Raw genomic sequence first — 13,602 nt, 5'->3', positions numbered from 1 at the left:
GGACTAGGGGCGGCGTTTTCTCCCTTCACGTCCCGGCACCTCTTGCGCGGGCAAAGGATGCGGGGAGAAGCACATGAGTGGTCGGTTGGGCGTCGCCATCGTCGGCGTCGGAGGGGCGGTCGCCACCACGGCCATCGCGGGCGTGGAAATGATCAAGGCCGGTTCGAACAGCCTCGCCGGGCTGCCGCTTGCGGATCGCACGATCAAAGGCATGGCAGGCTATCGCGACATGGTGTTCGGCGGCTGGGATCTCGCCGACGAGACGCTCAGTCGCTGCGCGCTGCGGCATGGCGTGATCGGCGATAAGGAACTGGCCGACGGCGCGTCGTCGCTCAAGGACATGAAGCCGTGGCCGGCGGTCGGCAGCACCGATTTCTGCGCCAACATCGATGGCGGCAACAAGATCGCCGCCGACAGCCATCGCCAGGCGATCGACATCATCCGCGGCGATCTGCAACGCTTCCGCGCCGAGCAACAGCTCGACCAGGTTGTGATGGTCAACCTCGCCTCGACCGAACGCGTGCCCGATCTGGGCGCGCCGAGCCTCGCCAATCTCGACGCGTTCGAGCGCGGTCTCGATGCCAACGACGCGGCGATCAGCCCGGCGATGCTTTATGCCTATGCCGCGATCGGCTCCGACACGCCCTACGCCAATTTCTCGCCCTCGGTCGCGGCCGACGCCGCGCCGCTGGCCGAACTCGCGCGCAAGCTCAACGTGCCCGTGGCGGGCAAGGACGGCAAGACCGGCCAGACCATGATGAAGACCGTCATCGCTCCGGCGCTCCGGGCGCGGGCGCTGCATGTCGACGGCTGGTTCTCCACCAACATCCTCGGCAATTCGGACGGCAAGGCGCTGGACGATCCCAAGAGCCTGCAGAGCAAGATCAACACCAAGAAGGAATTGCTCGAGCATCTGCTCGGCTATCCGGTCGAGGATCACATCGTGATGATCCATTATTACCGCCCGCGCGGCGACGACAAGGAAGCGTGGGACAATATCGATGTGACCGGCTTCCTCGGTCAGAAGATGCAGCTCAAGGTCAATTTCCTGTGCAAGGATTCGGTGCTGGCGGCGCCGCTGGTGATCGAGATTGCCCGCGTGCTCGGCCTCGCGCAGCGGCGCGGTGAGGGCGGCGTTCAGGAGCAGCTCGGCATCTTCTTCAAGGCGCCGCAGACGCGTGACGGCGGCGAGGCCGAGCATGCCCTGTTCGAGCAGCAGCTCATCCTCGACGAGTGGCTGGGCCGCAGCTGATGCTGCAAGCGGCGCGCGGGCCCGAGGCGTCGGCGGAGGTGGCGGAGGCGGCGGCGCTGATGCCTGTGCTGCGTGAGCTCGGCCACCTCAAGCGCATTACCTCGGCCGGACGGTCGGGATCGCTCGCGACGCGCCTGTTCAAGCAGACGTGGAGCGCGCTGGTGGCGGGCGCCGAGCCATCGGACGTCATGCGCGCCACCGTTGCGGCCGCGCTGGCGGCGGCGCGGCTCGGCGATCTCGATGCCGCCAAATTGCGCGAGCTCGGGCTTACCCAGGCGCAGAGCGTGGAGGTACTCGGCCGTGGGTTCGACGCCGTCACCGACGCGGTCGACCTCCGCCTCGTCGACGACCTGCGCGAGGCGCTCGGCGCCGGGCTGCCTGACGGCGCCCTGCCGCGTTTCGTGCAGCTCCTCGCCGATCAGCCCCGCGCCGGGGTGACCTGCCCCGGCAAACCGCGCCTGATGCTGCAACCGGCCGAGAACCATGCCGAGCACAGCATCACCGTAGCGCTTTATGGCGTCCTGCTCGCGCCGCTGTACGACGCCAACCCGACGCAGGCTTTCCTCGCCGGTCTCGGCCACCATTTCCACAACGCCGCCATGCCCGACAGCGGGTTCACGGGCGAAGTCATGCTCGGCGATCTGCTGGACGGGGTGATCGAGCGGGCCCGTTCGACCGCGATGGACGAGCTTGCGCCGCCGCTTCGCGGGCTGTTTGCTGAGGTGCTGGTGCCGATCGGCAGCGCGGACAGCGCGGAAGGCCGCTGCTTCAATGCCGCCGACGTGATCGATCGCGTGCTGGAGATCGAACAGCATCTGGTGACGCGCGAGGCCAGCATGGCGAACGTCCTTCACGACTATCATCTGGTGCACGCCGGGCCGGTCAAGGATTTTCACGACCGGACGCTCGCGGACGTCGGACTGCTTTGATCGCTTTCGTCTCCCCGCTCAGCGGCAAGCCGCTCCACTCCGACAGCCCGCATTCGCTGGCCGACGGGGCGGGCGAGCGCTGGCCGGTGATCGATTCCATTCCCTACCTGCGCGCCGGGTCCGAAGATCTCGCAGCGCAAGCGCTCGCGTTTCTCGATTGCGGCGACATGGCGGGTGCGCTCGTGCTGCTGCTGGCCGAAAATGACCGCTGGTGGAACGAACCGCCGCCGCCGAATGCACAACTCCGTCGGCTCGTCGCAAACCGCGACACGCTGACCCTGCGCGACGCGATGGCGTTGCTCGGCTGGGGACGGGTGGGTGACTATTTCGCGCACCGCTGGAGCGACCCGACCTATGTCGCGGGGCTGGCGCTGCTCGACGCGCATTGGTCGGCGCCGAGGGCCGCGTTCGAGCTGGCGTGCGGAATCGGCCATTATCTTCGCGCGCTTGGGCAGGCGGGCGTTCGCGCGATCGGCGCCGACCTGGTCTTCGCCAAATTGTGGGTCGCGCGGCATTGGGTCGCGCCGGAGGCCGAGCTCGTCTGTTTCGACGCCGAACGGCCATGGCCCGTCCGACTCCGAGCCGACCTCGCCTTCTGTCACGACGCCTTCTACTTCCTCGAAGACAAGGCGTTTGTCGCGGAGCGATTGCGGGAAGTCGGCAAGGTCATCGCACTCGCGCACGTCCACAACGCCGATCATCCCAATCTGTCGGGTGGGCGCGGCATGACTCTTGCCGAAATCACCGCGCTATTCCCCGACGCGATCCTGTACGCCGACGAGGAACTGACCTCCTGCGGGGCATCCGGCCGCCGACCCGAGCCCTTGCTGACCGCGAAGACCGAAGCCTTCGCCATCGCCACCGGTGCGCCCGCCGAGACACCGGGACCGCTCGGCACCCCGGCGCTCGGTGCCGCTCTTCAGCGCAATCCCCTCTGCGTCGCCGGTGCGCCGCAATGGCCGAGCGCGCGCTATGCCGAGGAATATGGGCCGCGCGTCACCTACGCCTGCCGCACCGACCTCCCCGAGCGGACGACGATGGCCTCCGAATGGATCGAAGCCGTGCGCCGCCGCGAACTCCTCGACCTGCCGGAGCGCTGGTGATGAGCTTCCGCTGGGGGATCGCCGGTTTCGGCTGGGTCGCGCGCGATCACATGCTGCCCGCCATCGCGGCCGCAGGGCACGAGTTGGTCGCGATCGCCGACCCGTCGTCCACCGCGAGGGCGAGCGCCGAGGCCTTGGGCGCCTTTGCCTCGCCGGACGTGACGGGCCTTCTCGCCAAGCGCCCCGACGCCATCTACGTCGCGACCCCCAATCACCTCCACCTCGCGCCCGTGGCCGAAGCGGCAGCGAGCGGCACGGCGATCCTGTGCGAAAAGCCGATCGCCGCAACGCTCGACCAGGCCGAAGCGCTGGTCGCCGCGACCGGCGCGGTCACCTACGGCACCGCCTTCGACCAACGCCATCACCCGGCCCATCGCGCGATCCAACGGGAAATCGCCGCCGGCGCGATCGGGCAAGTCACCGCCGTGCGCATCGCTTACGCCTGCTGGATCGACCCCGCGTGGCGACCGCCCGGCCAGACCGAAGTGTCCAACTGGCGTGCCGATCCGGCGGCGGCGGGGGGCGGTGCGGTGATCGATCTGGGGTTGCATGGCCTCGATCTCGCCGAAATGCTGGTCGGTGAACCGCTCGACCGGCTTCAGATCACCCTGCAGCGGCGGGTGCATGATTATCCCGTCGACGATGGCGGCATGCTGGTCGGGCGCTTCGCCGGCGGCGCGCTGCTGCAAAGCCATGTCGCCTACAATTGCCCCGAAGTGCTTCCTCGCCGCCGACTGGAAGTGCTGGGCGACAAGGGCATGATCGTCGCGCTCGATACGATGGGGCAGAGCGCCGGGGGCTCGGTGCAACTCACCTGCGGTCGCAGCGGCGACACGCGTGCCATTCGCTTCGACACCGACCTCTCGCCCTTCACCGCGCAGGCGCTGGCCTTTGCCGCGGCGGTCGCCGGCGGAGCGCACGATTTCTCCGGCACGCGCGACCTCAACCTGATGCGCTTGTTCTGCACTGCCCACGAGGAGGCGCTGGCATGCCTTTGAGTCATTATGCCTGCGCCAATTGCGGCTTCTGGCAGCTTCACTTCGCGACCCCGCCCGATTGCCCCGTCTGCACCGACGTGCGCAACGACCTGCCCGAAGACGGCTGGCATTTCCTGCCCGAGGCCGAGATCGCCGCCACCCACGGCGGCACGTTCCGCAGCATAGCCGACGACCTGTGGGCCTTCACCACCACGCCCAACCTCGGGCTGGCCGGCACTGGGTGGCTGATCGTGCGCGACGGCGGCAACATCGCGTTCGAGGCCGCGCCTTATTATTCGTTCCAGATGCTGGAGCAGCTTCGCGCGCTTGGCGGCATCCGTTTTCTCGCCGCCAGCCACGCCCATGGCTACGGCGCCCTGTTCCAGCTTCAGCGTGAATTCGCACCCGAACTGCTCGCCATCCAGCGCGAGGACCTTGGTATGACCAAGGCGTTGCGGGTCACCGCCCCCTATGACGACACGCTGGAACTGGCGCCCGGCTACACCTTGCATCTCGTCGGCGGCCATTATGCCGGCCAGGCGGTGCTTCACGATGCGCCGGGGCGCCGCCTGTTCTGCGGCGATGTGTTCAAGATCGATCAGGACGACACCGGCCGCTCCCAAGCGATCAGCAGCCACAAGGCCTTTCACAAGGACATCCCGCTGACCCACGCCGAGCTCAGCCGCTACCGCGAGGTCATCGCCCCGCTCGATTTCGACGCGGTGCTGACGCCGTTCGAATATGCCCCCGAAATCGGGCGCGACACGGCGCTGCGCGCGCTGGACGACGCGCTGAGCCGCCCCCCGGGTGTCAGGAGAATGCCCTTATGACCGGACTTCCGCCCAACCTGCCGCCCGCCGCCGCGGCCTATCGCGATGCCTTTCCTGCTGGGGAACTGGTCGCCTTTCCCCTCACCGATCTCGACACGGTCGGCATCCCGGTCTGGGTGGTCGCGCTGTTTCCCGACAATCCCGCGCTCGACGGCATCATGCCGTACGGCGTCGGCTACGGGCAGGACGAAGGCCAGGCGGTGCTCGGCGCGCTGGGCGAAATCGCCGAAATGGTGTTCCCGACGCTCAGCCTGTCGGCGCGCACCAAGACGCGCGGCTGCTATGCCGAGCTGGCGGCCGTGCTTGGCGATGACAGCGTGGCCGACCCGCTGACCCTTTGCCTTCCGGCCGGGTCCCTCGTCGGCCGTCACACCCCTCTCGACTGGGTCGAGGCACGGCGCTGGCGCGATGGCTCGACCGTGCTCGTGCCGATCGATCTGGCGGCCTATTCCTCCAAGGAACTGGAGCCGCACTATCGGCCGTTCACCACCATCATCTCCAACGGCATGGGGGCCGGTCCCGACCTCGAATGGGCGGTCGGTCACGGCCTGCTCGAGTTGCTCCAGCGCGACGGCAACGGCCTCCTGTTCCGCGCGCTCGACCAGGGCAAGCTGCTCGACCTGCCCGCGACGCTTCCGGCCGCGACCCGGGCGCTGCTCGATCGCTTCGACCAAGCCGGCATCGAGCTCATGCCCAAGTTCGCCACCGCTGAATTCGGCATCGCCAACCTGTATTGCGTCGGCCGCGAGCGGGACGGGCGCGAGCCGCCGACACCGATCATGCTGACCGGCTGCGGAGAGGCCGCGCATCCCGACCGCGACCAGGCACTGACCAAGGCGATTTGCGAATTCGCCGCGTCCCGCGCGCGCAAGGCGTTCGCGCACGGACCGCGCGCCTTGGCCGAGCGGGTCGCGCCGCCGGGCTATGTCGAGCGGTTCATGGCGCGCAGCGGTGCCGCCGCCAAATCGAGCGATCCGCGTGCGTTCGAGGCCATGACCGAGTGGACCCATGCCCCTGCAAGCCGCCTCGCCGGATGGCTGGCGGGTTCGGTCCACGCGGTGCGCTCGCACAAACCCTTCGGCGAACTTCCCGCCGCCCCGATCGCCGATGGCTCGGCCCGCGCCCGTGCGACCATCGATGCGGTGGCGGCGGCGGGAATGGACATCCTCTACGTCGACATGTCGCCGCCCGGCGTCGATCTTGCCTGCGTCAAGGTCATCGTCCCCGGGCTCGAGGTCGAGACCATGAGCTATGCCCGGATCGGCGAGCGCAATACGCGCAAGCTGCTCGATCGCGATCTTGGATTAGTCGGCTTCGGTCCGACCACCTCGTCGCGCCGCCCGGTTCGGCTGACCGAAGAAGCGGTGGAGCGGCTCGGCGGACAACCGTGGTTCGACATCGAGCGAGCAGCCGAGCTCGTCGGCCCGCTCTACCCGCTTTACCGCGAACCCGAAGCGCACCATGTCGCCGCCGCGGCGAAGGAGCCGGCATGACGCTTCGGCTCGCCTACAATACCAACGGAGCCTCGTCGCACCGGCTCGACGACGCGCTGTCGCTGATCGCCGACAGTGGCTACCAGGGCGTTGCGCTGACGCTTGATCACCATCACCTCGATCCCTTCGCGGCGGAGTGGCGCGCGCAGACCGAACGGCTGAAGCAGCGGCTCGATGAGCTCGGCCTCGGCAGCGTGATCGAGACCGGCGCGCGCTATCTCCTCAATCCGCGCGAAAAGCATGAGCCGACCTTGCTCAATCCCTCGCTCGAAGGACGTGCCCGCCGCATCCAATTCCTCTGCCGCGCGATCGATATCGCCGCCATCCTCGGCAGCGAGACGGTGTCGTTCTGGGCTGGCGTGCCCAAGCCCGAAGTGGCGCCCGACCAGGCGACCGCGTGGCTGCATGAGGGCCTCGGCGCCGTATGCGACTATGCCGCGGACAAGCAGGTTTCGGTAAGCCTCGAACCTGAGCCCGGCATGCTGGTCGAGACCGTCGGTGATTATGTCGCGGTCGCCGAACGGCATCCCTCACTTCGCCTCGCGCTCGACACCGGGCATTGCCTGGTGACGCAAGACATCGCGCCCGACCAGGCGGTGCGCAACCATGCCGACCGGCTCGGCACCGTGTCGGTCGAGGACATGAAGATCGGCGATCACACCCACCTGCCGTTCGGCGAGGGCGACATGGATTTGCCCGCGGTAGTCGCTGCCCTCAACGACATCGCCTTTACCGGCCTCGTATGCGTCGAATACAGCCGCGAAAGCCCGCGCGCGCACCTCGCCATTCCCGAAGCCGCCGCCGCCTTGCGAGCCGCCGGCGCGTGAGGATCTGCTTTGTCAGCCGGCGCTATTTTCCGGCCATTTCTGGCATGTCGATCTACGCCCGGAATCTACTCGAACAGCTGGTCGCGGGTGGGCACGCTGTGACGATGATCAGCCAGTATCGCGACGATGCATTCGGCACGCGCGTCTATGGCGGCGGGCCGCCGCCGGAGGTGCCGGGCGTCCGGGTGATCGGCCTTGAGCAGCGCGGCGAGCAGGACGGCGGCGACTTCGAGCGCGACATCGATGAGATGGTCGCCACCATCCTCGCCGAGCATGAGCGCGAGCCCTTCGACATCCTTCATGCGCAATATGGTTATCCCACCGGCTGGGCGGCGTTGCTCGCCTCGCGTCGGATCGGTGTGCCGACGGTGGTGTCGATCCAGGGCGGCGACGGCCACTGGGTCGGGAGCTGCTGCGAGACGCACCGGCTGGCAATGGTCCGGGTGCTCGATCACGCGGGCGCGGTGCTGATCGGCGGGCGCAGCTTTGCCAATGAGGTGAGCGAGAGGCTCGGTACGGCGCCCGGTCGCTTCACCATCGTTCCCGGCGCGGTCGATACGCGCCGCTTCACGCCCGCACCCGGCGCGCCGGGCGGGCCCGTCCGCATTCTTTACCACGGCCGGGTCGACCGGCGGAAAGGCGTGCTCGATTTCCTGCACGCGCTGACGAGGGTCGAAGGCGAGTGGCGGGCGACGGTGTCGGGCATCGGACCCGACCTCGATGCTGCGAAAGCGCTGGCAGCCGAGCTCGACCTAGGGAAACGCGTCGCCTTCACCGGCTATGCCGATTACGCCGCGGTGCCCGCCCTCTATCACGGCCATCACGTCTTTGCCTCGCCAACCTATGCCGAGGGCTTTTCCAACACCATCCTCGAAGCGATGGCGAGCGGGCTCGCGGTGGTGTCGTGCCGCTCGGTCGGGGTCGTGGACTGCATTCGCGACGGCAAGAACGGCTTGCTCGTGGAGGCGGGCGACATTGCCGCGCAGGCCAAGGCGCTGTCGGCCCTGGTCAACGATACGAGCTTGCGGGAGCGCCTCGCTTCCGCAGCGCTGGCGGAATGCCGCGCGACCTATAGCTGGGAAGCGGTCGGGCGGCAGATCGCGGGCATCTACGCGGACCTTGCCGGCAGCGCGCCGGACCACGACTTCAGTCCGGACCTGCCACGCTCCCCCTGCCGGTTCCGCGCCGAGCCGCATCTGTTGTGACGACCTTGCTCGCCTTGTCGCCGCATCTCGACGATGCGGTGTTTTCGGCCGGCGCGACACTGTTTCGCGCGGCGCGGCGCGGGTGGCGCGTGGTGGTGGCGACCATCTTCACCGGTAACGTCGCGCAGCCCACCGGCTTCGCGCTCGCCTGCCAGCTCGACAAGGGATTGGCGGCCGACGTCGATTACATGGCGCTGCGCCGCGAAGAGGATAAGAAAGCCTGCGCCCGTCTCGGCGCCGAGGCCCTTCACCTGCCCCTGCTGGAGGCGCCGCATCGCGGCTACGATAGCGCGCCGGCCTTGTTCGGCGACGTCACCGCCGACGACAGCGCCAAGACAGAGGTGTCAGACGCGATTGCCGCTCTGATTGCCGACCTACGCCCCGACATTCTGCTCGCCCCGCTTGGGATCGGCGGCCATGTCGATCATCTGATCGTGCGCGACGCGGTGGCGGCCTTGGGTAACCCGCCCACGACCATGCTGTGGGAAGATTGGCCGTATCTCGATCGCTCGTATCTGCCCCCGCGCGACCAGGCGCTTGTCGTTCCCGCCAACTCCGCGGCGCGAGCCGCCAAGCTGTCCGCCTGCGCCGCTTATGCCACGCAGCTCGGTTTTCAGTTCGGGGGCGCGGCGGCTCTTCGCGATCGGCTTGCCGGCCAGCACGCCGAGTGGCTGCACCCCGCCTGACGATCAGTCGCGTCGCAGCGCGCGGAGGCGGCGGTGAAGCGCCCGGTCGAAATCCTTGATACGGAAGTTTTGCGGGTCGTCATGCGCCTGCGGCAGGCCATGATCCATGGTCGCGTGCTGGGCCGGGATCAGCCAGCCGCCCGCGCGCACGCTCAGCGCGATGTAGAGGATGGCGAGTCGGTCATACTGCCGCGCGCTGAAACCGGGATTGGGCGCAATGGCGTCGTTCCATCCCTCGATCGCAGGATCGCGGCGGCGGGGCATGACCGTCTCGACATGAAGGAACAGGCCCTTGGCCGGCAGCCCGATCACCCGCGTCTCGAGCTTGGTCGCGCGCCAGGGCCGTGACAGGGGCTGGCCGACAAGCACCTGCCCAATGCGATTGAGGAACAGGTGCGCGACCGGGAATTTTTCCGGATCGGCATTGGCCGGGAAGTAGGGCCTGAAGCTGTTGACCCGTGCGTCGCCATCGATGTCGGCGGGAAACGGCTCGTCGCCATAATAAGGCGTGCTCGTGTCGTGGATCACGAAATAGCGGGCGAGCGGCGCGGTGGGATCGCCGTCGCGGGCGCGGGACACGGGCTGGTCGACACCGCCGATGTCCATCCGCTCGGCAGCGAGCAGGTGCGTCACGACGTCGCGGCTGGGAAGCGGTACGCGACCCGCCATGACGCGCGACAGGGTGCCGGGCAGGCGTTTGGGCGATGCGGCCAGCGCTCCACGCTTCCCGACCGGCTGCATCAGGCAGCGCGCCTGCTCCGCCGGCGAACCGGCGAAGCTCAGCTGGGCAACGTCAAACCGGCACAGGCCGACGACCGGGTCAGGCGCGGCAGTTTGCAACGCGAGGGCGGCGAGCAGCAGCGACATCGGCTCAGCGCGCGCGGATGAACTGACGCAGGTCGCGGCTCAGCTTCACCCGGTCCTCGTCGCGCACATACATCATGTGGCCGCTGTCATAATAATGGAAGCTGGTGCGATCCTGCGGAATGCCGGTGCGGCTGAGGCTGTATTCGGCGCCGAAAAAGGGCGTCGCCATGTCGTACCAGCCCTGCCCGACGAAGATCCTGAGGCCGCTGTTCTCGCGCAGCGCGGTGCCGAGATAGGGCGCGACATTGACGTACTGGTCGCTGTCTCCCGTCGACCAGTCCCATGGCCGGACCGAGCGTCCGATCGCCTGATATTCGCGGTCGGTCTTGAACTTCAGGCTGTCGCGGGCCCAGCTATTGATCGCGGCGGTGTAGCCCGCGTCGATGCCGAAGAAGCTCGGATCGTTGTCGGGGCCTTCGCCGGCATTGTCATAGTCGCGGCCGGTGTAGCGGGTGTCGAGCCGGCCGACAGTCTGGCCGCGGTCGCGTAGCAATTCCTTGTAGAAGCGGCCCGGGCTGATGCGGAGGTCGGTCTGGTCGAGATAGGTTTCGCTCAGCCCGGTCAGCTGCGCCAGGCGGCGGCGGACCGCGGCGCGCTCCTCGGCCGGCGCCTTCTGCCCCTTGAGCAGGAACGACGCATAAGGCCCGAGCGCGAATTGCCGGGCGGTTTCGGCGATGACGGAGGGATCGCCGGCCGGGGCCTTGCCGTGGAAAGCGGCGGTCACCGCGAGCGAGGGCAGGGTGGTGATGTAGCCGACTTCGTTACCCGGGGATTCCGCGCGGCCGCTGTAATCGAGGATGGTCGAGATGAGGATGATGCCGTTGAGGCCGACGTCGTTGTAAGTGGTGTTGACCAGCTGGTTGGCGACGGCGGCGGAACGGAAGGTGCCGTAGCTTTCGCCGCCGAGATATTTGGGGCTGTTCCATCGGCCATTGTCGCCGAGCCAGCGGCGGATCACCTCGGCCACGGCGCGGGCGTCCTGCTGCACGCCGAAGTAATTCTTGGGATCGCCGCCCGGCAGCAGCACCGAAAAGCCGGTGCCCGGTGGGTCGATGAACACCATGTCGGTGACGTCGAGCAGGGCATCGGGGTTGTCGACGATCGGATAGGGCGGCGCCCCGTCGTCGCGCGCATCGCTGGGGATGGCGACGCGCTTGGGCCCGAAGGCGCCCATCTGCAGCCACACCGAGCCCGAGCCGGGGCCGCCGTTGAAGAGGAAGGTCACCGGGCGCGATGGGTCGCGCGGCTCCTTGATGTAAGCGGTGGTGACGATCGCCGCGTCGGGCACGCCGTCCTTGTTCTTGAGGATCGTCTCGCCGATCGTCGCAGAATAGTTGATCCGCTGCCCGCCGAAGCTGCCGCTGTGCCGGGTGGTGACGATCTGCGGCTGATAGGCCTTGGCCTCCGCGACCTTGCCGTCCTTGTCCTGCGCGGCGGCGGGAACGGCAAGGCACGCGAGCGCGGTCGCGGCGAGGATGTGCAATTTCATGAGGAAGGCCCCTGTCTGGTCAGGAGCCATCATGGCGCGGCAGGAGCGAAGCGCAAGCCGCGCTCCCGCCGCGTCGAGACAGGCTTAGAAGCCGACGCGGACGCCGCCCTGCACGCTGACGTCGTTCCCCATGTCCTTGCCGGCTGTCGTGCTGCCGTTGATGTCGAGCTGGATATTGCTGGCGAGCTGCGCCGACGCGCCCGCGGTGAAGCGGGTGTAGACGCCCGTGTCGCGCTCGCCGAGGTCGAAGCGGTTGACGATCGACGGGCTTGCGGTCTGCGCAAAGGTGATCGTCCGGCCGTCGCCCTTCAGGTCCTTTTCGATCATCGCCGAAGCGAAGGGACGAAGGCTGCTGCCGCCGGCGTTGAAGTCGCCGCGAAGCTCGAGCCCCGCGCCGCCGACTAAGGCCGAATAACGCTGTGCGCCGACATTGAGGCGAAGCGCGTTGTCGCCGGTCTCGGTGTAGCCGTCGATCTTGGCCTTGGCGTAGTCGAGCGCGACCACCGGTCCGACCCGCAACGGGCCGAGCCCGGTGAGGAAGCCCGCCTTCGCTCCGGCGACGACATGGCTGCCCTCGGGGCTTGCCGACAGGCGGTCGATCACCGCCGCGCGGCTGATGTCATAATCGGTGCGACCATAGCCCGCGTGGCCCTGCACGAAGACGGGGCCGAGGGCATAGGCCGCGTAGACGCCGCCCTGCCAGCCCTTGCCCTTGACGTTGGCGCTGTCGTTGGCGAGCCGCGCCTTGCCGCGCGTGATGCCGCCGGCGACGCCGATCAGCCCGTTGCCGCCGAAGCCGAACTCAACACCGGCGGTGGCGCCGACCGAATCGATGTCGAACTGATCGCTGACGTTGCTGGTACGCACGTCGCGGCTGAAGCTGTCGCCCACCACGAACACGCGCGCGCCTTCCAGCACTTCGCCGTCACGCGGGCTGCCGAGGTCCATGCGGCTGTTGAGCGTGCGCCCGAACTGAAGGGCATTGTCGAGCGCCAGGTCGCTGGTCGCGCCGAGGCTGAGCGGCGCCTGGAGCTGGCGCTGCACGTAACGCGCGACGACCCGGAAGCCGTCAGAGCTGAGGTGCAGGCCGTCGACGTAGAACAGATAGCCGGCGCAGCCCCACAGGACGTTCGCCTGGGTCGGGGCACAGACGACGCCGTTCGGAAGGCCGTAGGCGGCCCCGTTGGCCTGGATCGACCCGAGAACCTGAGAAAGGTCGAGATAGTGCACCACCACGCCGTTCGCGGCATAGCCGGCCAGCGTCTGCTGCAGCGCATTGTTGTAGGTGGTCGAGAAGGTGTTGCGGACCGCCTGTGCCGACGGGTTGGTCGCGACTTCGGGCAGCAGCGCGGTGTTGCCGGCAAGGAAGCTGATGGTCGGCGCACCGGCGGCAACCAGGCGGTTCAGCTGGGTGCGCGATGCGGCAATCGCGTCGTTTACCGTGAAGGCGCCGTACAGGCCCTGTTGGAAGTAGCGGGCATCGTTGCCGCCGATCGACACGGTGACGAGATCGTTGGGGCCGAACGACGGCGCCCCGGTCGGAAACACGCTCGACTGCGTGCCGACGTTCAGAAAATTGTCGACCTCGAACTGTAGATCGAAGGCGGTCGCCGGAGCGCCGCGCACGGCGCTGGCACCGCCGATGGCGAAGTTCTCGACCGGCGCGCCCAGCAGCAGCGACAGACTGTCGATGTAGTTGGTCCCGCCGGAAAAGCGTCCGGTGGAGTAGATGCCGTTCTGGAAAGTCGCCGGATTGAGGCCCGTCAGCCTGAACAGGTTGCCGGTGTCGGCATAGCTGTCGCCGAACGCGACGATGCGGATGATCCGCTGCGCCGACGCCGGAGTGGCGACGGACAAGGCCAGAACGGCGGTGGCCCCAAGCAGCGCGCGCGCGCCAAGACGCTGAATCATGTGTAGTTCCTCCCCGGCCAACAACGGCCCCAG

General features: G+C 68.1%; 12 protein-coding genes. 9 read left to right on the top strand and 3 right to left on the bottom strand.

The genetic code is table 11. The features are described 5' to 3' along the window. Window positions 1-73 precede the first annotated feature (73 nt). Genes V6R86_RS02500 through V6R86_RS02460 form a run of 9 tightly spaced genes read left to right on the top strand, consistent with a single transcriptional unit; the run spans window position 74 to window position 9,302 of the window. Window positions 74-1,252, top strand: a complete 1,179-nt coding sequence (locus tag V6R86_RS02500; RefSeq protein ID WP_338501791.1) for an inositol-3-phosphate synthase — start codon at window positions 74-76, stop codon at window positions 1,250-1,252. Then, a complete protein-coding gene (locus V6R86_RS02495; RefSeq protein ID WP_338501789.1) occupies window positions 1,234-2,181 on the top strand; it encodes a hypothetical protein in 948 nt (315 codons plus the stop codon). Before V6R86_RS02500 ends, V6R86_RS02495 begins: the two co-directional genes overlap by 19 nt. Next, window positions 2,178-3,284 carry a class I SAM-dependent methyltransferase gene (locus V6R86_RS02490; protein ID WP_338501787.1) on the top strand — a complete coding sequence of 369 codons (1,107 nt, stop codon included), beginning with the start codon at window positions 2,178-2,180 and terminating at the stop codon, window positions 3,282-3,284. The genes V6R86_RS02495 and V6R86_RS02490 overlap by 4 nt, the downstream gene beginning before the upstream one ends. Further along, entirely contained in the window at window positions 3,284-4,282 is a 999-nt protein-coding gene (locus tag V6R86_RS02485; protein ID WP_338501786.1) for a Gfo/Idh/MocA family oxidoreductase, read from the top strand. The genes V6R86_RS02490 and V6R86_RS02485 overlap by 1 nt, the downstream gene beginning before the upstream one ends. Further along, window positions 4,273-5,091, top strand: coding sequence for a hypothetical protein (locus tag V6R86_RS02480; protein WP_338501785.1), 819 nt, complete (start codon window positions 4,273-4,275; stop codon window positions 5,089-5,091). Before V6R86_RS02485 ends, V6R86_RS02480 begins: the two co-directional genes overlap by 10 nt. Continuing rightward, entirely contained in the window at window positions 5,088-6,584 is a 1,497-nt protein-coding gene (locus V6R86_RS02475; RefSeq protein WP_338501783.1) for a YcaO-like family protein, read from the top strand. Before V6R86_RS02480 ends, V6R86_RS02475 begins: the two co-directional genes overlap by 4 nt. After that, window positions 6,581-7,411 carry a sugar phosphate isomerase/epimerase family protein gene (locus tag V6R86_RS02470; RefSeq protein ID WP_338501781.1) on the top strand — a complete coding sequence of 277 codons (831 nt, stop codon included), beginning with the start codon at window positions 6,581-6,583 and terminating at the stop codon, window positions 7,409-7,411. The genes V6R86_RS02475 and V6R86_RS02470 overlap by 4 nt, the downstream gene beginning before the upstream one ends. Next, window positions 7,408-8,616: a glycosyltransferase family 4 protein gene (locus V6R86_RS02465; RefSeq protein WP_338501780.1), complete on the top strand. Its 1,209-nt coding sequence runs from the start codon at window positions 7,408-7,410 to the stop codon at window positions 8,614-8,616. Before V6R86_RS02470 ends, V6R86_RS02465 begins: the two co-directional genes overlap by 4 nt. Continuing rightward, window positions 8,613-9,302, top strand: a complete 690-nt coding sequence (locus tag V6R86_RS02460; RefSeq protein WP_338501778.1) for a PIG-L family deacetylase — start codon at window positions 8,613-8,615, stop codon at window positions 9,300-9,302. The genes V6R86_RS02465 and V6R86_RS02460 overlap by 4 nt, the downstream gene beginning before the upstream one ends. A 3-nt stretch (window positions 9,303-9,305) precedes the next feature. On the opposite strand, the gene V6R86_RS02455 is transcribed toward V6R86_RS02460, so the two are convergent. The 3 genes from V6R86_RS02455 to V6R86_RS02445 all read right to left on the bottom strand — a co-directional run bounded on the left by V6R86_RS02455 (window position 9,306) and on the right by V6R86_RS02445 (window position 13,569). After that, complete coding sequence (locus tag V6R86_RS02455; RefSeq protein WP_338501777.1) at window positions 9,306-10,169, bottom strand: hypothetical protein; 864 nt, start codon at window positions 10,167-10,169, stop codon at window positions 9,306-9,308. A 4-nt stretch (window positions 10,170-10,173) separates the two neighbouring features. Next, entirely contained in the window at window positions 10,174-11,658 is a 1,485-nt protein-coding gene (locus V6R86_RS02450) for a S10 family peptidase (RefSeq protein WP_338501774.1), read from the bottom strand. 84 nt (window positions 11,659-11,742) lie between these two features. After that, entirely contained in the window at window positions 11,743-13,569 is a 1,827-nt protein-coding gene (locus V6R86_RS02445) for an autotransporter outer membrane beta-barrel domain-containing protein (protein WP_338501771.1), read from the bottom strand. Window positions 13,570-13,602 lie beyond the last annotated feature (33 nt).

The sequence above is a fragment of the Sphingomonas kaistensis genome, assembly GCF_036884275.1.
In the GTDB taxonomy this organism is placed as follows: Bacteria; Pseudomonadota; Alphaproteobacteria; order Sphingomonadales; family Sphingomonadaceae; genus Sphingomicrobium; species Sphingomicrobium kaistense_A.
This window is presented reverse-complemented; position numbering and strand designations above follow the sequence as displayed.

Bases quoted from the DNA above. Each gene is read 5' to 3' on its own strand.
- V6R86_RS02500 (WP_338501791.1), top strand. From the start codon at position 74: ATGAGTGGTCGGTTGGGCGTCGCCATCGTCGGCGTCGGAGGGGCGGTC.
- V6R86_RS02485 (WP_338501786.1), top strand. From the start codon at position 3,284: ATGAGCTTCCGCTGGGGGATCGCCGGTTTCGGCTGGGTCGCGCGCGAT.
- V6R86_RS02480 (WP_338501785.1), top strand. From the start codon at position 4,273: ATGCCTTTGAGTCATTATGCCTGCGCCAATTGCGGCTTCTGGCAGCTT.
- V6R86_RS02475 (WP_338501783.1), top strand. From the start codon at position 5,088: ATGACCGGACTTCCGCCCAACCTGCCGCCCGCCGCCGCGGCCTATCGC.
- V6R86_RS02470 (WP_338501781.1), top strand. From the start codon at position 6,581: ATGACGCTTCGGCTCGCCTACAATACCAACGGAGCCTCGTCGCACCGG.
- V6R86_RS02455 (WP_338501777.1), bottom strand. From the start codon at position 10,169: ATGTCGCTGCTGCTCGCCGCCCTCGCGTTGCAAACTGCCGCGCCTGAC.
- V6R86_RS02450 (WP_338501774.1), bottom strand. From the start codon at position 11,658: ATGAAATTGCACATCCTCGCCGCGACCGCGCTCGCGTGCCTTGCCGTT.
- V6R86_RS02445 (WP_338501771.1), bottom strand. From the start codon at position 13,569: ATGATTCAGCGTCTTGGCGCGCGCGCGCTGCTTGGGGCCACCGCCGTT.